The following is a 20,532-nucleotide window of genomic DNA, read 5'->3' on the forward strand; positions in this document are numbered from 1 at the left end:
GCTGGGTGCATAACGATAAACAAAGTACGCCGATATTCAATACTTGATATTTTATGAATTTATCCCCCTGCTGTCAAGCCTTTCTACGTGGTTCTTTTCCTTTGTGCTTTGGGAATGCAGGCAAAACATGCTAAAATGAGAAGGAATATTTTATGCACGATGGAAGGAGAGGCTCTTCATGAGCTCGGAATTATCTAACGAAGAACCGCTTGTCTGGGGAGAGAAGCGGTATCATACATGGAATCATCACTTAAAGGAATCATTCGGTCATAAAATCTTTAAAGTGCCGCTCGACGGCGGGTTTGATTGCCCAAACCGTGACGGAAATGTCGCCCACGGCGGCTGCACGTTCTGCTCTGCGGCAGGATCCGGGGATTTTGCCGGCAATCGGGCCGACGATGTGGTGACCCAGTTTCATGAAATTAAAGACCGTATGCACAAGAAATGGAAAAACGGAAAATACATTGGTTATTTCCAGGCATTCAGCAATACTTACGCCCCCGTGGAAGAACTGCGGGAAATGTACGAAGCAGTGCTCGCCCAGGATAATGTCGTCGGTCTTTCCATTGCGACTCGCCCGGACTGCCTCCCGGACGATGTAGTCGAATACCTGGCCGAGCTGAATGAACGCACCTACCTGTGGGTGGAGCTCGGGCTGCAGACGGTGCATGAAACGACTGCTGAAACAATCAACCGGGCTCACGACTTTGAATGCTATAAAGAAGGCGTGGACAAGCTCAGAAGGCATAACATTCGCGTATGCTCCCATATCATTAACGGCCTTCCACAGGAGGACCATCAAATGATGATGGAAACAGCCCAGGCCGTGGCTGATCTGGACGTTCAGGGTATTAAAATTCACCTGCTCCACCTGCTGAAAAAGACACCGATGGTCAAGCAGTATGAAAAAGGAATGGTGGAGTTTCTCGGCCGGGATGAGTACGTCAGTCTTGTCGTGGATCAGCTCGAAATTCTGCCGCCTGACATGCTCATTCACCGCATTACCGGTGACGGCCCGACCGAGCTTCTTATCGGACCAATGTGGAGCGTGAACAAGTTCGAAGTATTAAATGAAATTCATAAAGAACAGGTTCGCAGACACAGCTGGCAGGGAAAATATTATCAGCCTGCCCCGGCAGCTTTATGACCCTGCCGAAAGCCGTGGCCTTCGCCCATTGGATGATTGCACAAAATATCCGCCCGGGAGACACCGTGATTGATGCCACCTGCGGAAATGGCGGGGACACCGCCTTTCTGGCAGAGGCAGTGTCTCCTTCCGGGCATGTGCATGCCTTTGACATTCAAAGCGAAGCCATCCAAGCTACATACGCACGATTAAAAAAGAAAAGCCTGGAGCCATACGTTACGCTGCACCATTGCAGTCATGAATACGCAGCGTCTCTGCTCACTGCTGAGGAAAAAAACAGCGTCCGTGCAGCCGTTTTTAATCTCGGTTATCTGCCGGGTAGCGATAAACAGATTGTGACGTCTGCTTCTTCTACCACTGCAGCGGTTCTTTCTTGTCTTCATACGTTCCCGCCAGGCGTTCCGGTTATCGTGGTCATTTACCACGGTCACCCGGGAGGAAATGCAGAACGCACAGCCGTTGAGAACCTTGCAGCTGAATTTTCGGAACACGAAGTACGGGTGCTGAGGTACAGCCTCGAATTTCAGGAAAAGGCTCCTCCCTATGTGTTAACCTTTGAAAAAACAGCAGAAGAAACTCCTTATTTATCCAAATTAGTTCAAGCTTATTCACATATATCTACGAAGGGATGATGAATCATGTCAAAAGTGGTGAAATCTATTTTAGAGCATAATCAGCAGTTTGTTCAAAACAAGGAATATGAAGCTTTTCAAACGGATAAATTCCCAAATAAGCGTATTGTCGTTTTAACGTGTATGGATACCCGGCTCATTGAACTGCTCCCTAAAGCTATGGGCATCCAGAATGGGGATGCAAAGCTGATCCGTAACGCCGGGGCAATGATTACGGATCCATATGATAGTATTACCCGCAGTATTCTGGTGGCCTTATACGAATTAAAAGCAGAAGAGGTCCTGATTGTCGGACATTACGGATGCGGCATGACTGGTCTTCAGGCTGGCCAGGTGCTTGAAAAAGCGTACGACCGCGGAGTTTCATCTGATGCAGAGGCAGTGATGCATGCTGAGGGAGTCTCCGTGCACGAATGGCTGCGCGGCTTTTCGGACGTGGAGGACAATGTGCATCAATCGGTCCAGGTTATGAGAAATCATCCGCTGCTTCCACCGGGAACCCCAGTGCACGGCCTTGTTATTTCCCCGGAGACCGGAGAGCTGACGTCGCTTGATACGGCTGAGATGTAAAGAAGAACCGCCTTTTCTTTTTCGGAAGAGGCGGTTCTTTGTTTATATTTTTTTCCGGTACATCCACGAGTTCCAATAGTAAATAAGCGAGGTAATGCCTCCAAAGCGTAGGAGATGCTTTGCCTGCTGCTTCATTGTTTCATTTGCCTGTACTTTTTCGTCGGACAAATAGATGGAGAGAAGACCTTTGTTTAGTTGTTTATGAAAGCCTGCTTCCGGGAGCTTGGCTACTTTTTTGTCAGCCTCGGACTTGAAAAATTCCAGCCTGGACATCATATGACCGGCAGACGCGTATTTTTCGGTGAAATTCAGAGAGCCCTGCTCCACGTCTTCCTCCTGGTCAATAAAGTAATCAAGCAGAATGTGCATTCCCTGCACATAAGGAAAATGGGCTTCTTTAATCGATTTCGCCTGAAGCTCTGCAAGCGGTGAACGTGCAGCATACCCGGCCAGTGCATAGATACCGAGCGTGGATCCGGAAGCAGCACAAAATTCATACCATGTCATCGGTGGAACCCGGTCTTTAAAGTGCTCATAAAGCTCAATCAGCTTGGCTTCACGCTCATTGACATCAATATGCTTGTATATCTGCATCTCCCTGTAATACATGGACAGCTCTTCCATAAACGGCTGCGCACCAGAAAAGCCCGGAAAGCTCTGCAGAGCGGACTGGCACGTTTCAACCAGGTCTGCTAAGAATCCGCCGTCCCCGTCCCCTTTTTTCTTTTTAAGGTAATCCTGCTGACTGGCCCCGGGATCCAGAGCATGCTTCAAGGCTTCATGAATATCACGATAAAAGGTTACGCCCTCCTCCTGGCTCATATCACAGATACTATCCAAATAATCGCTGATATTTTGATAGGCTACAATAAAACGCAGTAACTCGCTCCGAATATACTCTGGGGCGATCAATGCATAGAGCGATCCCCCTTCGTAATGAAAGGTTTTTTCATCAATTGCTTCAAGCGCTGCCTGGCGGTATAAATCATCCGGGATCTGCTCTGCTTTATGCTTCCATTCGCTTAAATACTGGCGGGCAGCCGGCAGGGCCTGCTTCACCCCGTAATACATAATAGTTGGTATAGACGTTGGTGCTGACATTTCAAAAGGCCTCCTTGAGTGGTTGGTTCATATTAGGAATGCTGGTTCATAAAGTGAATGATATATCTTACTACCCGTTCCTGCTCCGGCTCATTTAATATTTCATGATAAAGATTATTCCATATTTTGATCGTTCGTTCAGATGTATGCAGCCGGTTGAACCAACGTACAGTCGCTTCTTTATCAACGATATAATCCTCCCCGGCCTGCATAACCAGAAGCGGAGTATCCGGAAAGCTTTCCGGCTGCGCTAGGCTGATCCGCATCGAACGGATCATTTCCTGGTACCAGCGGACGGAGACCGTATCATTCACCAATTCATCCCTTTGGTAATCTGCTCTTGTTTCCGGATTTCTTGTTAGATACTCGGCCTGGATGCCCGTCCGGAGAGGCTTGCCCGGCATAAGCCGGTGTGCCAGCCTGCCGGAGAACTCCCGGATCCTGTTTGGATATTCGTATAACCCGAGTGCCGGAGAAGATAAAATAATTCCTTTTACCGGCATGTACCGCTCGGACACCGCCCGAATGACAATTAATCCTCCCATACTGTGCCCAAGCATAAAAATAGGCAGCTTAAAGGAAGCTGCTTCTCTGTACCATTCATATACTGTATCTGTGTATTCACGGAAGCTGTCTATATGTCCTCTTCGCCCTTCAGTTTCTCCGTGTCCCGGCAGATCTCCGGTTATCACATGCAGATGCTGACGCTTCAATACATGGATCAGCCATTCATATCGCCGGTAGTGTTCTCCTGATCCATGAACCAGCACAACAACTCCACGTGGGCGGTCCACTAATCTTTTTTCCACTATTATCGCCCCCTTTTTCCTCAATCCAGTGCCCCGGGAAATATATCTTTCTTTATTTTACTATTATTTTTGCTACACTTGCATTAGAAATGCAGAATAAATTTCGGAAAGTGTGGTTTTTTATGATTTATCCGTACAACAACCAGTATCCTTCCATTGCTCCCACCGTTTTTTTAGCAGATTTCACGGTCATCACTGGTGACGTTACCATCGGCGAAGAATCAAGCATTTGGTTTCACACCGTTATTCGCGGGGACGTAGCACCTACGCTGATTGGCAGCAGAGTCAATGTGCAGGATCAATGCCTGCTGCACCAAAGCCCGAAGCATCCTTTGATTATTGAAGACGATGTTACTGTCGGTCATCAGGTAATGCTTCATTCCGCCATTGTAAGAAAAAAGGCACTCATCGGTATGGGGTCGACAGTGCTTGACGGTGCAGAGATCGGTGAAGGGGCGTTCATTGGTGCCGGCAGCCTGGTTCCACCCGGAAAAACGATTCCTGCCGGCGTACTTGCCTTTGGACGTCCGGCCAAAGTCGTTCGTGATCTCACTGAAGAGGACAAAGAAGACATGGAGCGTATCCGCCTCGAATATGTTGAGAAAGCCAAGCAGTATAAAGAAACAAGCCGCAGGCATCAATGATGTCCACGGCTTGTTTTTAATATTGATGTGGGATGTCTCTCGTTATAATTTCACCTGCCACCGGTGCTGTCTGCTGAACCGGTGCAGCTGTCGCCATTATAATCACAATGAACGCAGCATACCATAAACCTGCCTTTTTCATTTCTTCACCTCTTTATTATATATTCATTTTAGTATATTTGAACTATAAAAAGAGTGTTTTCCGCTTCTGGCTCCAAAATCGATCATTTTCCTAAGACTTTCCTCTTTTTTCTACGGATTTCTTCCCGTAAAATAATTATAGGAATATTTGAGAGATAGGGAGAGAACTATATTGATGGATTTTTCACGGGTGGGAAATAAAATACAGGAGCTGCGAAAATACCGTGGCTACACACAAAAGGAGCTTGCCAAAGATATTTGTACCCAGGCGCAGATCAGTAAAATTGAGAAGGGGACCATCGTTCCGTATTCAAGCACCATGTTTTATATTGCTGAACGGCTCGGAGCCAGCATGTATTACTTTTTTGAAGAAGCGTTAACAGACCGCAGCGACTACGTGCGCTCTGTATTCAGTATGCTTGAAACGTGCCGGTTCGAGCATGATTACGTTTCGATGCGGGAGCTTCTTTCCAGGGAGGAAGACAACCCTATTTTCAAAATCGGCTATTACGAGCAATACATGCTCTGGCACAAAGCTATTTGCGCCTACGAACTGGACAAAGATCCAGAGCGGGCTCTTGAACTGGCTTCTTCTGCCCTCGATGCGTACCATAAAGGAATTTATACGGAACGTAAAGGTGAAATCATAAACGCCATGGCGATTATTTACAACCTTGAACACGAATACAAAAAAGCTGCGGACGTATGCCGGAAAGCGCTGCAGGACCATCAGAGCCTGGTGCACCCGGAGAATAAATACATTGAATTAAAGCTGACATATACTTTAACTAAAGCGCTGACCTATCAGGGTGCTTACCAGCAATCCATCGACTGGTGTTCAAAGGGAATCAACCGCTGTATTGACCTGCAGAACAGCTACGTTTTAGGGGAACTGCTTTATCAGCGGGGACAAAACCTTCTGGTTCTGGGATTTGATGAATCCGCTCTTCAGGACTGGAGTCAGGCATGTTCCATGTTTGATACGATGAAGCAAATCGGCCTCGCAGACCACATTCGCCAGGAAATCAACGATTATGAAAGAGACGGGACCATTCATCTGCACACACTGCAATAATATATAAAAGCCGGGGAAACGTTCCTTCCCCGGCTTTTATGGTATTCACTTTTTCAAATGGTACATGAACGTTTCAAGCTGCCGGAGATCCGTAATATTTTCATTGCATCTGCGACTGTCATGGCAGATATAGTTGCCCCGGCTCGTATATGTTTCTTTTCCCGCCTTCACTACTGCCATAAAAAGCCCTGTCTCCTCTTGCTTGTTGCAGATCGTACAGATTCCTTTTCCGGGAGTGTTCCGAAATGTCCCAAACACGCCCGTCAATCTCCTCTGATCCGTAGTAATAATATATTTTCGTTCAGCCCGGATGTCATTCCAGCCCAGATAAGATATATTTTTCAGTTCCACTTCTTCCAATGATGGCATTGTCAGCTTTTTCGCCTTTGGAAACAGCTTTTTAATCCGTTCTACAGTTACAGCCGGGAATGGAACCACATACATTTTTAACTCACCGAGAATCTGCTCTGCCTGAGTGCTGTCCTCTACATACAGAACCTTTTCTAACAGGCGTTCCTGCTCATCGTTCATCGAATGAAAGCTGTTGATAATTTGATCAAAGGCACTGTGTTTTAATGCACTGATTACATCAGCATCTTTTACTGTAGCGTGTGCATGGGCGAATTTCCATACATGCTCTTTAATAAAATTAAACTGATCATTGCGCAAAAATGGTTCAATTTGAATCATTTACCCATTCCTCATTTCAGTATAGTAAGCTTCCGTTTTTGCGTTGAACAGAATGCTTTATACAGCAGTGAATATAAATCCATTATCGGTAATTCCCTTAAGTTTGCGGTATTAGTATACAACAAATTAGTTTTTGTAGAAAACTATAAAAAAGAAGCCGCCGAACGTCAGCGATTCTCTGTCAGGCACCGGATCATAAACTGAATATTTTTTGTCCGCTCTGTTCTTTTTGGAAGTACATATGAAAAAAATCTTTTCGCATCGATGCCCTCAATAGATAAAAGCTCCAGCGTGTTGTGTTTTTGTTCTTCTTCAATCGCTGCTTCTGATAATAAAGATAGTCCAAGGCCGTTTTTAACAGCTTCTTTAACCCCCTGCGTGCTGCTGATCATCAGCAGTGAACGTATACGGATCCCATTGGCATCCATCACATAATCAAACGATTCCCTGGTACCGGACCCCTTTTCGCGAACCACCCATTTCTGGTCCTGCAGCTCCTCCCGGGTGACAGGCGAAAAGGAATTGGATGTACTCTTAACTACCGCCAGGCGGTCCGTTTGAAACGGTGTCAGCGTAATGTCGGCAGCCCCGCTGTGCCCTTCCACCAGGCCGATATCGACTTTCAGCGTCCGGACCAGCTGAATGATTTCCTCTGTATTGGCAATCGTCACTTCAAACTGAATCCCTTCATACTCCTGTTGCATTCTGGCCATTACTTTTGGGAGCACGTATTCCCCAATCGTAAAGCTGGCCCCTATATGAATGGTTCCGCTCACTTCCTCGTGCATCATATATATAGCTTCCTTCATATGGGCGTAGGTGCCCATCAACTGACGGGCATGATCCAAAAACACCTCACCTTCTCTTGTAAGCATCAATGACTTTGTTGTCCGCTGAAAAAGCGGGGCAAGAAATTCCTTTTCAAGATTTTTTATATGCACGCTTACAGTAGGCTGGGAGAGGGAGAGCACCTCTGAGGCTTTTGTGAAATTTTTTTCCTCCACGACGGTCAAAAAAGTTTTTAATTCGTCAATATGCATATGTCCTCCTATTCATTAAAAATATTAATTAATTGTATTATATATATTTGTTTTTATAATAAAAAGAGCCGGAGTACAATAGCATTAATGATTAGGAGTTGAAGACTAATGAAACGATTTGTTTCTTCCATTCCCATGCTAATGTCCGGACTTATCTTTACGTTTATTGCTGCTGTGCTCAGCAGCGCACTCGCAGAGTCCGCTCCATTCTCAGCAATGGGCGCGCTTGTTACTGCAATACTTTTAGGCGTATGCTGGCGGTTCACCGCCGGGGTTCCCGATCGAGCGCTTCCGGGAATCACTTTTTCCAGCAGGCACTTGCTTAGGCTCGGCATTATTTTCCTGGGTGCGCGTCTGCATTTAGGAGATATTTACGAATCCGGATTTAACGCTTTTTTTATCGCTGCTTCCGGGTTACTAATTGCGCTTTTTTTCATTTACCTTGCTGCGAGAGCTTTAAAGATAGATAAAACGCTCAGTCTGTTAACAGCCTGCGGTACAGCTATCTGCGGAGCTTCAGCTATCGCAGCTATTGCTCCGATTGTAAAAGCAGAACAAAAAGCAATCACTGCGAGCATCGCGATTATCGCAGTGGTTGGTACTGTTTTTTCCGTTTCCTATACTTTTTTGTTTCCGTTTCTGGGGATGAATGCATATGAATATGGCGTTTTATCCGGAGGAACTCTCCATGAAGTAGCTCACGCTGTAGCAGCATCTGAAGCCGGCGGTACAGTTTCGGAGGACCACGCCCTGATCATTAAATTAACGAGAGTTGCACTTCTCATCCCGGTAGCACTTGTAGTTGCCACGCTTCAAAGCCGTAAAGAAAAACGGGCCTCACATACGATTCCGGTTCCATGGTTTATTTTCGGATTTTTAGCAGTGAGTCTGGCCAATACCTTTAATCTGCTCAACGATTCGGCAGCTGCTTTTATGGTCTCAGCTTCATATATTTTTCTTGGCATGGCCATGGCCGGCTTTGGGATGCAGATGCCTGCCGCCTCTTTTAAAACCATTAGTTTAAAGATGTTTATCGTGGCAGTTTGCGGCTCGCTTTTATTATCTTTTTTTGGCTACGTTCTTATTGAAGTTATGCTTTAATCTGACCGGTGCTGCAAAATCTGTTTGAAGCAGCTTCTTTAAGGGTAAAAAGTTATATTCACACTACCGCGGAGGCTGACAATGAAATTTTCAGGCACGATTTTAGTTGTAATGGCTGCGGTACTATGGGGTATTTCAGGTGGATTGGCAGATATACTATTACATAAGGGCTGGGACCCGTTAGTTATTTCATTTTACCGGGGGGCCGTAGGTTTTGTCTGTATTTTTATATGGTTCCTTCTACGGCTTCGCCAGACCGGGTCCCCATCCGCCCGCTTATTTATATGGGCAGCTCTCGCCGGGGCAGGCGTCGCCGGCAATTTCACCTTTTACTTCCTTAGTATCGAGGCCTCGAGCGTAGCAATTGCCGCTACGCTAATGTATACCGCACCTATATTTGTATTTTTGATTTCTTTTTTTCTAAAGCAGGAGCCCTCTACTTTTTTCAAATGGGGATGTATTGCAGTAGTGCTTGTAGGTATTTTTCTGCTGACAGGTGCTTATGATACAAGCGGTTCCTCGGTTACACTTGCCGGCGCCGCTGCTGGCCTCGGGGCCGGTCTTTCGTACGCGTTGTTTATTTTCGGATTTAAATACGCCTCTGCAGTCGGCAGACCCGAAACCTCTTTAACAATCGCTTTCTTTGTCTTTTGTGTGATTCTTCTGACGTTTGTCGACCAACAGGAAGCAGTATCCGTTTTAACATCCAGTGACCTTGGGTGGTTTTTGCTGCTCGGGCTCGTTGGTGCAGGCATTTCCTTTGTACTCTACGTTATCGGTATAAAGCTGACTACTCCGGTTACTGCTTCAATGGTCGCCATGGCAGAGCCGGTCACCGCTTCTTTGTTTGGGGTAGTTCTACTTGGAGATAGTCTGGCAATTATTCAGGCTCTGGGTATCGTTATCATTCTTGTTTCTATTACTGCGTTTAGCGTACGCCAGTCAACCTAAAAAAGCAGCTCCCAAAAGGGGCTGCTTTTCGTTTGAAAAAAAGCTGTATACTATATGCTCCGATGCAGGCCCGGAACCACTTGTTTTTTTCCGTGATAAATAATAAAAAGCCTCCTGCAGATAAGCAGAGAGACCCGTATCGCATATATATTATAAAAAACTGATGGAGGTAATGGATTTCAAAATCTGCTGTACACCTGTCAGCATGGTCGGCATTTGCTCAATACTCATAAACGGCACAATAACATAAAACATAGAAAGACCCATTACCATCATTAATACAATTGGGTTTCGCAAATTGCAGACCTCTTTTCTCCGAAATAATTAATTAAACACTATCATATCAACCCAAATATGATTTTTGTGTTTTAATATCCACTTGTAACGTAAACGTAATTTCTTTAATCTTTTATTCATCAAATGGTTATTTTTGTTACTTTTTTACCCGGAATTCATTCTTTGCTGGCTCCATGGGATTTTAAAACCTACAAGTTCAATCTGCAGCTGATCGATACGCTTTGTCTGACCTTCCACATATCCGTGATCATGAAGAACATTGATAATTTCCTGTATTTCCTCCCACTGCTCATTGCTTGCTGTATAAGGTACTTCCAAAATAACGATGTCATCATGCTCTTCAACTGTAGAACAAAACTGATGGTTTTTAACCCAGTTCATACCTTTCCCCATAATTCTCCCCTCCAAGTGATATTGGACCTATGAATATATACCCTCTCACCTATGATATACACTTGAAATTATTAAAAATTTGATTTTTTCTTTGTATTTTTTCAAGCAATTACGCGTATCCGCTTACACTCTTTTTATTTGTCTTAATGCACGCTGACGGTTTACTTTCAGTCAGATCCGCGTTACATTATAGAATGATTATTAACCTTACATAATGCTTTTCCTTATATAGTCATTTTCTCACAAGATGATCCAGTACAGCATGATATTTCAAGGACTCTCTTAAGAATTTGACTCGTTTCCATTTTGGAAACGGGTTTTTTGCGTTGTGTGGCGTCATCACTTACGTACAGGAGGTGCCGACATGAAAAAGTCACGTATTCTTTTTATCGGCTTTATGCTTTTCTCGTTATTTTTCGGAGCTGGAAATTTAATTTTCCCGCCATTTCTTGGCTATTCTGCAGGAGACAACTTCACACCTGCTATCTTTGGTTTTCTCTTTACGGGAGTCCTTCTCCCTATTCTTGCCATTATGGCTGTTGTGCAGGCACGACACGGACTTATCAGCATGGGAAGCAGAGTCCATCCCATGTTCGGTCTGTTGTTTGCGGTGCTGATTTATTTATCCATCGGAGCTTTATATGGAATTCCGAGGGCTGCGAACGTCGCCTATGAGATCGGTTTTGTCCCGGCTGCAGGTATCGGAACCTGGTGGACACTTTTACTTTTTTCCTTAATCTTTTTCACAGTTACTCTTTGGCTGAGCTTAAATCCTGAAAAAATAGTCGATCGTCTGGGCCAATGGCTGACACCTATTCTATTCGTTACTTTAGCCGCTTTATTTGTACGGGCATTTTTTGTTTTCGATACAAATTCTTCTTCAGCTGAAGCCCCTTATAATAATTCTCCTTTTATTGGAGGCTTTCTAGAAGGATATCTGACGATGGATGCTCTCGGTGCCCTTGCCTTCGGAATGGTTATTGTTAACAGCCTGCGCACCCACGGGGCGTCTTCTAAACGTGAACTGATGTCCGGCGCTGCAGCAGCTACTGCAGTAGCTGGAATCGGTCTTTCAATCGTCTATATTTCGCTTGGATGGATCGGTGCCCGGATGTCACAGCAGGAAGGAATCACTGACGGGGCCGGCATCCTTGAACCTGCCGCAGCCATGCTTTTTGGCCCATCCGGCAGCTTCTTTTTTGGTTTGATCGTTCTGCTTGCCTGCCTGACCACCAGCGTCGGCCTGATAACAGCATGCTCCGAATTTTTTCACAGCGTAATGCCACGCATTGCCTATAAATCGTTTGTCGTATTTTTTACAGTCATCGGGATGCTGGTTACTAATTTAGGCTTGTCTTTAATTTTAAGCATCGCAGTTCCTTTACTCGTGTTTATTTATCCGCTTGCCATTGTGCTCATCGTCCTTTCACTTCTGCGTCCTGCTATTGGTGAAGGCTCACTAATGTATCAGCTGGCGATTATCTTTACAGGGATATTCGCGCTTTACGAAGGACTTTCAAGTATAGGAGTCTTTGTTCCGGCTATCACAAGTATTCTTCAGACCTCACCGTTTTTTGAGCAGGGGCTTGGCTGGGTGGTGCCTGCGTTTATCGGGGCTGCCGCCGGATATCTTCTCGAAAGGCTGATGCCTTCTCAATCGCCGCAAAGGACTTCTTTTCATGAAAAATAATATTTCATAAAAAAACTGCCCCTTTTCAGGAGCAGTTTTTTTCTATTCAATACCTTCACCATCACGAAGCTCTTCCCTGTAGGCAAATAAGAACAGCAGAGAAACAAGGAGGGCACCACCGATTAAATTCCCAATACTTGCAGGGATTAAATTAAAAAGCAGGTATTCGTACCATGCGTGCTCAGTATCTGCAAATACCCCCATGCTGAAGTAGCCCATGTTCGCTGCGCTGTGCTGAAAATTACCAGCCACAAATAGGATAACCGGAAGCGCAGTAGCCACTACTTTCCCCGTAACATCTCTCGCGGCTGTGGTAAGAAACGATGCCATGCCGATTAACCAGTTAGCCAGAATGCCGGACAAAACGACCTGGAACCAGCCGATTCCGCCAGACTCTTTAAATTTCATCTTGTCCGATAAATAAACCTGCAACTCTCCGTAAAATTCCGAAGTCAGGGATCCAGAAAGCTGAATAACTGCTGCAACGAATAATGCACCGACAATATTGCCGATGTAAGTAGCAAGCCAGAACCTTGCAATCGGCATAAAATAAACACTCGGCTTTCGAAATAAGTAACTCGGAAGCAGAATATTAATTTCTGTAAATAGTACAGCACCGGATAAAAACACCATGACATAAGCCGCCGTAAAACCAATTCCTGACAATAGATAGTATAGCCCTTTCGCTTCTACGCCTGTTGCAAGGAGAATCGAAAAAACCGCTCCGAAGGTCATAAATGATCCTGCCAGTATCGCCAGCAGAAACTGCGCTCTGAATTCCTTACTTAAGTGGTTACGTCCATTTTCCCCAAACGCCTGTACCACCTCGGGCGGTTCTTTATACTGCCGGTCGGTTGCCCCGAGCTTTTGTTCTTTCGGCATAACACATCTCTCCCTCTCCTGATCTCTGCCACAGGATCAGTACCAAAGGAAAAACCCCGAAGCAATCGGGGTTTCCGGTTTATCTTTTTCCTTTTATACTCAGCCTTTTACCAGAGCTTCTTTTCCGTAATATGAAGCTTTGAACAAGTCCTTCATCTGCTCGAAGGATGTTTCCCGTGGATTGGTTCCAGTACATGGATCGCTTAGTGCATTTTGAGCCATTGTGTCCAGATGGTCTTCGAAATCCTTTTCAGGAACACCGAATTCTTCAAGCGTAACAGCTAATCCTAAATCCTTGTTGAGTTCAAAAATATACTCTACAAGCGAATCTGTCAATTCTTTATCTGTCTGCCCTTTTAAATGCAGGCGGCGTGCAATTTCTGCATAGCGGTCTTCTACCACTGCACGGTTGAACTCAATGACATACGGCAGATAAATCGCGTTGGCATAGCCGTGGGGAATATCAAACGTAGGACCGCTTTTATGAGCAAGGCTGTGTACATTGCCAAGCACCGCGTTCGCAAACGCCATCCCGGCCATCGCCTGAATACTGTGCATCTGCTTTCCTGCTTCGTGATCGCCGTTGTACGATGCCTTCAAATTATCTTTAATCACTTCTGCACCGCCGAGAGCAAGAATGTTAGTGTATAAAGTCCGCGGCTTGGCTACGTAGGATTCGATAGTGTGGGTAAAAGCATCCATACCCGTGTAAGCGGCAATATGTTTTGGCAGATCTTCCACCATGATTGGATCAATAATAGCTATATCCGGCGTCAGACCAAAGTCTGCAAGTGGATACTTAACGTTTGTTTTTTCATCTGCCACTACTGAAAGATTGGAAACTTCAGAACCACTGCCGCTTGTCGTAGGAATACCGGCAAATTTCGCCTTGTGGCGGAGACGCGGCAATTCAAAAGGTTTCGTTGCATCCTCAAAGGAAAGCTCAGGGTGTTCATAAAACAGCCACATCGCTTTAGCAGCGTCCATCGCAGAACCGCCGCCGATGCCTATAATCCAGTCAGGTGCAAAGGAGCGCATTTCTTCTGCTCCTTCTTTGACCATTTTTGCGGTTGGTTCCGTATTGTATCCCTCAAGAACTTCAGTTTCAATATCTGCTGCAGCAAGATGCTCCTGAATGCGGGCTAAATTGCCGTTCTTTTTCACAGAGCCGCCGCCAATAACGAGCGTGGCTTTTTTCCCTTCAAATGTGCGCAGTACTTCAAGCGCGTTATCTTCAAAATAGATGTCTCTTGGGATCGTAAATCTGCTCATTAGTGAAGCCCCCTTAGTGTTTTAAGCTAAACGAAGATGTCTGGTATGATTGATAAACATCTATTTTAACTACAGAACAAGCATTTCCTTTTAATCCGGAAGATTAAACATGTCCGACGTCTCTGCCATGTTTATAAGCATAAAAAAAGCCCGGGAACGGGCTTTTTTAGGCGGATTCATCTTTTGCAAGTGCACTGTTCAAGTCTTTTTTGACACTTTCCATGACCTCAGACTTAATTTCATCCAACAGGTCACTTTTTGAATTACCGATTAGTTCATCATGCAGCTGTTGCACTAGTTCCTGCTTTACATCTTCATATAAATCATCTTTTAATTCGTTAATCAGCGAATGCTTTACATCTTTGACGAGCTGGCTGGTTGCTTCTTCGGAAATGAACGACGAACCTTCCTCTGCACTGTCTTCTTCGGCTGCCGGTTCTTCCTGCTCCACTTCACCGCTATTTTCTTCTTCTTTGTTATCTTCTGATGAATTTTCCTGTTCCTGCGAAGAGTCTGCTTCTTCGTTTTCTTCCGCATCGTCTTCTTCAGCCGGCTCTTCCTGTTCTTCTTCACCTGACATTTCTTCTTCACTGCTGCCGGCTTCTGAAGAATCTTCATCCGCATCTTCCTCACTGTCCGTTGGATCCTGCTTTTGTTCCCCAGAAGCCCCGTCTTTATTTTCTTCGGGCTGGTCCTCGCTTTCCCCACTGTTAACCTCGGCCATGATTTCATCAATCATTCCTTTTTTATCTGTAGAGGAGAGCTCCAGGCCGCTCTCTTCAGCAAGAGCCTGAATATCTTCTATACTCTGCATATATAAATCAATTTCCTCATCTTCACCATCTTCATTCGTAATAACGACGTTTGCCTGGTCCTGCTCTTTTTCTTCAGATGAGGAATTCTCCTTCTCATTTTCGCTGCTCGGCTCTTCCTGTTCTTCTTCCTCAGGAAGCTCTTCGTCGCTTTCTTCTTGCTCGTCCTGATTTTCTTCGTTTTCTTCGTCCTCCGACCCCTGGTCTTCTCCGCTGTCTTCACTTTCCACTTCTTCCATGATTTCGTTAATCATATCCTCTTTTTTGGTGGAAGATAATTCGAGGCCGCTTTCTTCAGCAAGAGCTTTGATATCTTTTACGCTCATCATGTAAAGATCTACTTCTTCATCTTCTCCGTTTTCGTTCGTAATAACCACATTTGCCTGTTCTTCTGATGATTGTCCGTTTTTAGCCAATGCAATCCCTCTTTTCATTTCTCTCGCCCGAGAATATATTATTGGATTTTGTTTACACAAAATGGATGATAATCTGCCGGATTTCTTTTTGAAATTCTTCAGGAATGCGCTTTTCATATCTTGTCGAAATTACGCAGTGATCATGCCGCTGAATTTCTGTAATCGGATATTGAAACATCAACTGATCGTCTTCATCTTTTACATAAAAAATCATACGCGCCCGTTTTTTTACGCCGTTAGCATAACGTACTTTACCCTGTCGTTGCGGAAATTGAAACCCAAAGGTGTATTTGCCGTCTTTTTTCTCTCCCGAAGCCTTATCATCTAATGGAATACGCATATTTACTATTCGTCCAGGAAGAACTAACACGATTAACATCTCCTTATAGATGAGTTTTGTTTCACCGTGACGGATTTTCCCTTTTTAGATTTTGGCTTTAATTATATCATTACCTTTCCGATAGATTTTTAATCTTCTACTAAGGAACTAATTTTACGCTTCAGCATTTCACAGGCGCTCGGCTGGTGCTGTTTATACAATAAAGCCCCCTTCAGGTGTCAGGTGGCTTCGAACTGTCAGACGGTATTTTTATTGTTTTCGATCATCTTCTGAATCCTGTGGGCATACTGTCGTTCATTATAGGTGAACAGCACATAATTTTTTGCAGTTGTTTCAATAAAAAGCTGACGCATAGTCCCTCCCGGAATACCAATTCTCACAGCATCAACTTCTGCCCCACTATACGTGTTGTCAAAATAGAGGTTCGTAATAGTATTTTTAGGTATTTTTATTTTAGAAAACATCCACTTGATTACAACATGCTCTTTATCTTCTTTAATTCTAATTCCCCACATTACATTCCCTCCTTTTACAAAAACCTTATCATTAACAATATTAGAAATAAATGTATTTAATATTCAAAACTTATATAATAAAAACGCCCGTGTTTCTTTATTTCAAAGAAGCCGGAGCGTTTATAAAAATTCCTGCGGTCTGTTACTTCATGACTGTTTTACAAGTTTCTTTTTAAAGCATCTACATACTCTCTGACGGCCCGCTGGCTGACTTCTGCCTGCGGCGCAATGCCTTCAAAGCCATGGAAGCATCCTGGATACAGGTGAAATTCTGCCTGTACGCCGGACTGGCTTAATCGTGAAATATATTCTATTGTTTCATCCCGAAACGGATCCGCACTTCCCACCATAGTATACGTAGGTGGAAGGCCGGAAAAATCCTCTGCCTGGGCTGGAGAAGCGTATGCAGGCACATCTTCTTTAAGATCGCCGAGATAGGCTTGCCAAGCTGCCTGGTTGGAGTAATAATTCCATACTCTCGTATCCGTGATTTCCTGGCTGGAAACAGTAATATTTCTATAATCCAGCATCGGACAAAGCGGCATCTGAAAAGCTATCTCCGGGCCGCCCCTGTCTCTTGCCATTAAGGACACAGCTGCTGTCAGCCCCCCGCCGGCGCTGTGCCCCGCCACTCCGATGCGCTCTGCGTCTATGCCGAGCTCACCGGCGTGCTCTGCAACCCACTTAAGCCCTGTATAGCAGTCCTCCACACCGGCCGGAAAAGGGTGCTCCGGGGCAAGCCGGTAGGCGACAGAGATGACTACACATCCTGCTTCGAGCACAAACCTTTCGCACAACTCATCATTCATCTCCGGAGTGCCGCTCAAATACCCACCTCCGTGAATCCAATATAAGCCTGGAGAAATTGTTTTCACCGGCATGACCGGCTCATATATACGAACCCGTATGTTCTGACCTTCCTCATGGCCAGGGATGTGTTTGTCTGTAACTCTTACTTTACTGCGGCTGATGGGAGCTTCCCCTTCAAACGCCTGTTTTGTCAATACACGGCTGTTTCTAATTTCTTCACGCGTTGAAAACTTCATTTCCGGCAGCCCATCCAGTACTGTGTGCAATTCATTCTGAATTTTTTCTTTCATTTCCGGCTCTCCTGCTTTCTGTTGGTGACATAATCTGTATTATAATAAACATTAATTGTATACGCTTTCAAAAATTGCCAAAGGTACTGGCTGTGCTGATATTCTAATTATAATGGCTGCTGTATTCATCTACAATCAATAAATGAAAAACAGAAAAGATCTTTCAAAGCATGCTTTTCGCTCAGGTCATGTCATTGTTAATCAGAAGGGAGATTCAGTTGCCAGGAGACATTGAATTTATCCTGGATCCAGGCGAAGCGTTTACTAAAACCGTAATCCTTTAAAGCCATCAGCTTTTTACCACCCTCAGAAAGATGATTGTACAAGTACTCAATCTCCTGGTCGGATTCGCAGTTAACAAAAAGCGAAAAAGAGGGCGTGAATGTAAAATCGTGCTTCACGTTACTGTCCATGCATATGAATTCCTGCCCCTGAAGAGAAAGTATGGCCTGCATAACGTTTCCTTCTTCCCCGGATTCGTGCGGGCCATAACGGCTCAAGCTCACAATTTTCGCTTCATCAAGCAGGCTAGCATAATAATTGAGTGCTTCTTCTGCGTTCCCCTGAAACATAAGGAAAGGTTTAATTGCTGCCATCGGTACTCGCTCCTTTTATTTTAATTCTTTCTATTTGTGTTCCCTTGATAAGAATTTTTGAAGCAGGACTCCAGACTTAGTTTTTCTTTATTAACCAACAGGTGTTGTTATCTTTGTAAAAAATTATATATATGGTCCTATCCTCCTTTAGTGCATGCTGCCTTACAATAAAAGAAAATTCAGTGGAATGGATGGTGGCGGTGAATACGAAGATGACGATGCCATGGATTATAATGACAGCAGCAGTGGAGTTTCCGGCGCTTCTTCTGTCTGCCGGCTGCTTCTTTGCTCTTGCGGGAGTTCTGCATATTCCAGCATATATTTCCTTAATCAGTGTTTTTGTGATTCATTACTTTTACTACGAAAAAATATTCTATAAAAAATGGCGGCAGGCACTGTTCGTCGTCGTAAACACCAGTGGTATTACTGTACTTCTTTTTTTCCTCGGATCAATTTAATAATAATTTTTTAAGCAGTGCTCATGCCGGCGCTGCTTTTTTCTTAGACCTTATTTTCAAATGTAAATGGGTAAATAATATTCATGTTTTAGTTTATTCAGCTGTTTTTTGAGGAAGGAGAGGATTATTGATATTTTTCATATGGATATATTGTGATTTATTGCTTGTAGTTTCCTGCGTTTCTTAATTTTCACAGCCATTATGAAAAGACAAAATAAAAAGGGGGATATCAATGAGTGAACAGAAGGACAATCAGCAGTCAAAATTAAAGCTGATTGATTACAGTATTTTTGTACCGGCTCTTTTAATCATCATTGCCATCTGTATACCGCTTGCGTTATACGAAACACGCAGCATGGAAGTTTTAAATGGAATTTTTGATTCCATTGTAGAAGTATTTACTTGGGGGTATCTCTGGTACGGTATAATTCTTCTTGCTGCCGGACTTTATTTTTCTTTTTCCAAATATGGAAAAGTGGTGCTCGGAGACCCATTATCAAAACCCCGTTTTTCCCTGTTTGAATACGCCTCGATTCTAATTGCTATGGGGCTCGGCTCCACTATTATGCGTACCGGTATGGTGCAGTGGACCTCCGTAGCAAGCGACCCTCCAAACGGTGTGGAAGTTGGTTCCACCGAGGCCCTCATGTGGGGGAACTCCTACAGCATGTTCCTTTGGAGCTTTCAGACATTCGCTATTTTCGTTATGGCGGCGCCAGCAATGGCGTACATTCTTCATGTGCGCAAACGTCCTTTGATGCGGATTTCTGAAGCTTGCCGCGTGCTTTTTGGTGATCGGTTCACTGACGGCCTTGGCGGTAAATTTTTGGATGTTATTTTTCTGATCAGTATTCTGGCAGGTGCTGCAGTAACGCTTGGACTCGGATCTCCAATCATTACCAACAACCTTGCAGAGCTGCTTGGAATCGAAATAAGCTTTGGCCTTACGCTGATTGTTACACTTGTTTGGGTGTTCATGTTTTCCGTAAGCGCCTATCTCGGCATCGAAAAGGGAATCAAACGCCTGAGTACGTTTAATATGTACTTAGCAGGGATATTCGCTCTATTTATTATGATAGCCGGGCCGGGAATATTTATCTTAAATTATTTCACAGGCAGCCTCGGCTTTCTTATGAGCAACTATATTAACATTTCCTTTTACACTGAAGCCCTTTCTTCCGGAGAGGCCAGTTATATAAAGGGTAACACCGTATTCTGGTTCGCTTATAACGCTACTTGGGCTATGCTGCACAGCGTATTTGCCGCGAAAATCTCCCAGGGCCGCACGGTGAAAGAAATGATTTTGACGTATCTGGCGGCTCCAACGATTATCTCCTGGGCGGCTACAGGAGTTCTCGGTGGACTTGGTGTAGACAGATTTTTAAATGGAAATCTCGACGTGCTGAGCATTGTGGAGAATCAGGGTAGTATGGCAGCAATACCGCAAATTTTGACTACACTGCCATTCGCTGGATTTGCATTAGTCATCTTTATGGTTGTCGCATTGATCTTCTTAACAACGACACTTGACTCTACCACTTATACTATCTCAGCTTATGCAAGCACCGAAGATATGAGTAAAAACGAGCCTTCTAGATTCCTTCGTATTGTTGTGGCTGTCATTATCACTACGCTGGCCTTGATCTTAATGAGAATTGGAGGTCTTCCTCCGCTCGAAGTTCTTTCTGGCCTGATGGGGCTGCCGATAATCGTCATCCAGTTCCTGACGATTGCAGCAGCGAAGAAAATGATGGATCAGGACAAAGCATGGATTCACAACGTAAGAGAATAAGAAAGCTTTTGCCGGGCCTCCTTATGGAGCCCGGTTTTTTATTAAGAAGAATACCGTCAACTGGGCTA

At 44.5% G+C, this 20,532-nt stretch carries 24 protein-coding genes; 10 read left to right on the top strand and 14 right to left on the bottom strand.

Annotated elements, in window-relative coordinates; all coding sequences use genetic code 11:
* The first annotated feature begins 178 nt into the window (after nucleotides 1-178).
* The 3 genes from Q9M42_RS09355 to Q9M42_RS09365 are packed head-to-tail and all read left to right on the top strand — an operon-like array spanning nucleotide 179 to nucleotide 2,349.
* On the top strand, nucleotides 179-1,147 hold the full coding sequence (locus Q9M42_RS09355; RefSeq protein WP_322526222.1) for a TIGR01212 family radical SAM protein: 969 nt from the start codon (nucleotides 179-181) through the stop codon (nucleotides 1,145-1,147).
* 32 nt (nucleotides 1,148-1,179) lie between these two features.
* Entirely contained in the window at nucleotides 1,180-1,779 is a 600-nt protein-coding gene (locus Q9M42_RS09360) for a class I SAM-dependent methyltransferase (RefSeq protein WP_322526223.1), read from the top strand.
* A gap of 6 nt (nucleotides 1,780-1,785) precedes the next feature.
* Nucleotides 1,786-2,349 (top strand): beta-class carbonic anhydrase, encoded by a 564-nt coding sequence (locus Q9M42_RS09365; protein ID WP_322526224.1) that lies wholly within the window; start codon nucleotides 1,786-1,788, stop codon nucleotides 2,347-2,349.
* Nucleotides 2,350-2,391: 42 nt separating this feature from the next.
* Here Q9M42_RS09365 and Q9M42_RS09370 read toward each other — a convergent pair whose 3' ends face one another.
* Both Q9M42_RS09370 and Q9M42_RS09375 read right to left on the bottom strand, forming a co-directional pair.
* On the bottom strand, nucleotides 2,392-3,450 hold the full coding sequence (locus tag Q9M42_RS09370) for a tetraprenyl-beta-curcumene synthase family protein (RefSeq protein ID WP_322526225.1): 1,059 nt from the start codon (nucleotides 3,448-3,450) through the stop codon (nucleotides 2,392-2,394).
* Between the two features lie 32 nt (nucleotides 3,451-3,482).
* The gene (locus Q9M42_RS09375) at nucleotides 3,483-4,259 is read right to left on the bottom strand and encodes an alpha/beta hydrolase (RefSeq protein ID WP_322526226.1); all 777 of its coding nucleotides are present in this window, start codon (nucleotides 4,257-4,259) and stop codon (nucleotides 3,483-3,485) included.
* Nucleotides 4,260-4,381: 122 nt separating this feature from the next.
* Between Q9M42_RS09375 and Q9M42_RS09380 the strand changes: the two genes are divergently transcribed.
* Nucleotides 4,382-4,903, top strand: coding sequence for a gamma carbonic anhydrase (locus Q9M42_RS09380; RefSeq protein WP_322526227.1), 522 nt, complete (start codon nucleotides 4,382-4,384; stop codon nucleotides 4,901-4,903).
* Between the two features lie 16 nt (nucleotides 4,904-4,919).
* Here the strand turns inward: Q9M42_RS09380 and Q9M42_RS09385 are convergent, their stop codons facing one another.
* Nucleotides 4,920-5,045 carry a hypothetical protein gene (locus Q9M42_RS09385; protein WP_322526228.1) on the bottom strand — a complete coding sequence of 42 codons (126 nt, stop codon included), beginning with the start codon at nucleotides 5,043-5,045 and terminating at the stop codon, nucleotides 4,920-4,922.
* Nucleotides 5,046-5,219: 174 nt separating this feature from the next.
* On the opposite strand from Q9M42_RS09385, the gene Q9M42_RS09390 reads away from it, so the two are divergent.
* The gene (locus Q9M42_RS09390) at nucleotides 5,220-6,119 is read left to right on the top strand and encodes a helix-turn-helix domain-containing protein (protein ID WP_322526388.1); all 900 of its coding nucleotides are present in this window, start codon (nucleotides 5,220-5,222) and stop codon (nucleotides 6,117-6,119) included.
* A gap of 45 nt (nucleotides 6,120-6,164) precedes the next feature.
* On the opposite strand, the gene Q9M42_RS09395 is transcribed toward Q9M42_RS09390, so the two are convergent.
* Both Q9M42_RS09395 and Q9M42_RS09400 read right to left on the bottom strand, forming a co-directional pair.
* On the bottom strand, nucleotides 6,165-6,809 hold the full coding sequence (locus Q9M42_RS09395; protein ID WP_322526229.1) for a FusB/FusC family EF-G-binding protein: 645 nt from the start codon (nucleotides 6,807-6,809) through the stop codon (nucleotides 6,165-6,167).
* 167 nt (nucleotides 6,810-6,976) lie between these two features.
* Nucleotides 6,977-7,849, bottom strand: a complete 873-nt coding sequence (locus Q9M42_RS09400; RefSeq protein ID WP_322526230.1) for a LysR family transcriptional regulator — start codon at nucleotides 7,847-7,849, stop codon at nucleotides 6,977-6,979.
* 108 nt (nucleotides 7,850-7,957) lie between these two features.
* Between Q9M42_RS09400 and Q9M42_RS09405 the strand changes: the two genes are divergently transcribed.
* Nucleotides 7,958-8,950, top strand: coding sequence for a YeiH family protein (locus tag Q9M42_RS09405; RefSeq protein WP_322526231.1), 993 nt, complete (start codon nucleotides 7,958-7,960; stop codon nucleotides 8,948-8,950).
* An 81-nt stretch (nucleotides 8,951-9,031) separates the two neighbouring features.
* Nucleotides 9,032-9,901: a DMT family transporter gene (locus Q9M42_RS09410; RefSeq protein WP_322526232.1), complete on the top strand. Its 870-nt coding sequence runs from the start codon at nucleotides 9,032-9,034 to the stop codon at nucleotides 9,899-9,901.
* Nucleotides 9,902-10,051: 150 nt separating this feature from the next.
* On the opposite strand, the gene Q9M42_RS09415 is transcribed toward Q9M42_RS09410, so the two are convergent.
* Together Q9M42_RS09415 and Q9M42_RS09420 are read right to left on the bottom strand one after the other, a co-directional pair.
* Nucleotides 10,052-10,198: a hypothetical protein gene (locus tag Q9M42_RS09415; RefSeq protein WP_322526233.1), complete on the bottom strand. Its 147-nt coding sequence runs from the start codon at nucleotides 10,196-10,198 to the stop codon at nucleotides 10,052-10,054.
* A gap of 144 nt (nucleotides 10,199-10,342) precedes the next feature.
* Nucleotides 10,343-10,591, bottom strand: coding sequence for a hypothetical protein (locus Q9M42_RS09420; RefSeq protein ID WP_322526234.1), 249 nt, complete (start codon nucleotides 10,589-10,591; stop codon nucleotides 10,343-10,345).
* Nucleotides 10,592-10,955: 364 nt separating this feature from the next.
* Here Q9M42_RS09420 and brnQ point away from each other — a divergent pair, with 364 nt between their 5' ends.
* Nucleotides 10,956-12,281: a branched-chain amino acid transport system II carrier protein gene (gene brnQ / locus Q9M42_RS09425; protein ID WP_322526235.1), complete on the top strand. Its 1,326-nt coding sequence runs from the start codon at nucleotides 10,956-10,958 to the stop codon at nucleotides 12,279-12,281.
* 42 nt (nucleotides 12,282-12,323) lie between these two features.
* Here brnQ and Q9M42_RS09430 read toward each other — a convergent pair whose 3' ends face one another.
* The 7 genes from Q9M42_RS09430 to Q9M42_RS09460 all read right to left on the bottom strand — a co-directional run bounded on the left by Q9M42_RS09430 (nucleotide 12,324) and on the right by Q9M42_RS09460 (nucleotide 18,214).
* Nucleotides 12,324-13,163, bottom strand: coding sequence for a formate/nitrite transporter family protein (locus Q9M42_RS09430; RefSeq protein ID WP_322526236.1), 840 nt, complete (start codon nucleotides 13,161-13,163; stop codon nucleotides 12,324-12,326).
* 99 nt (nucleotides 13,164-13,262) lie between these two features.
* A complete protein-coding gene (locus Q9M42_RS09435) occupies nucleotides 13,263-14,435 on the bottom strand; it encodes an iron-containing alcohol dehydrogenase (protein WP_322526237.1) in 1,173 nt (390 codons plus the stop codon).
* Between the two features lie 166 nt (nucleotides 14,436-14,601).
* Complete coding sequence (locus Q9M42_RS09440; RefSeq protein ID WP_322526238.1) at nucleotides 14,602-15,663, bottom strand: hypothetical protein; 1,062 nt, start codon at nucleotides 15,661-15,663, stop codon at nucleotides 14,602-14,604.
* Nucleotides 15,664-15,715: 52 nt separating this feature from the next.
* The gene (locus tag Q9M42_RS09445; RefSeq protein WP_322526239.1) at nucleotides 15,716-16,033 is read right to left on the bottom strand and encodes a hypothetical protein; all 318 of its coding nucleotides are present in this window, start codon (nucleotides 16,031-16,033) and stop codon (nucleotides 15,716-15,718) included.
* A 206-nt stretch (nucleotides 16,034-16,239) separates the two neighbouring features.
* Nucleotides 16,240-16,518, bottom strand: coding sequence for a SunI/YnzG family protein (locus tag Q9M42_RS09450; protein WP_322526240.1), 279 nt, complete (start codon nucleotides 16,516-16,518; stop codon nucleotides 16,240-16,242).
* A gap of 158 nt (nucleotides 16,519-16,676) precedes the next feature.
* The gene (locus Q9M42_RS09455) at nucleotides 16,677-17,618 is read right to left on the bottom strand and encodes an alpha/beta hydrolase (protein ID WP_322526241.1); all 942 of its coding nucleotides are present in this window, start codon (nucleotides 17,616-17,618) and stop codon (nucleotides 16,677-16,679) included.
* A gap of 197 nt (nucleotides 17,619-17,815) precedes the next feature.
* Nucleotides 17,816-18,214, bottom strand: coding sequence for a VOC family protein (locus Q9M42_RS09460; protein WP_322526242.1), 399 nt, complete (start codon nucleotides 18,212-18,214; stop codon nucleotides 17,816-17,818).
* A 182-nt stretch (nucleotides 18,215-18,396) separates the two neighbouring features.
* On the opposite strand from Q9M42_RS09460, the gene Q9M42_RS09465 reads away from it, so the two are divergent.
* Both Q9M42_RS09465 and Q9M42_RS09470 read left to right on the top strand, forming a co-directional pair.
* Nucleotides 18,397-18,672, top strand: a complete 276-nt coding sequence (locus Q9M42_RS09465) for a hypothetical protein (RefSeq protein WP_322526243.1) — start codon at nucleotides 18,397-18,399, stop codon at nucleotides 18,670-18,672.
* Between the two features lie 232 nt (nucleotides 18,673-18,904).
* Complete coding sequence (locus tag Q9M42_RS09470; protein WP_322526244.1) at nucleotides 18,905-20,464, top strand: BCCT family transporter; 1,560 nt, start codon at nucleotides 18,905-18,907, stop codon at nucleotides 20,462-20,464.
* Nucleotides 20,465-20,532 lie beyond the last annotated feature (68 nt).

This window comes from Marinococcus luteus, from assembly GCF_034497705.1.
GTDB classification, from domain to species: Bacteria; Bacillota; Bacilli; order Bacillales; family Marinococcaceae; genus Marinococcus; species Marinococcus luteus_A.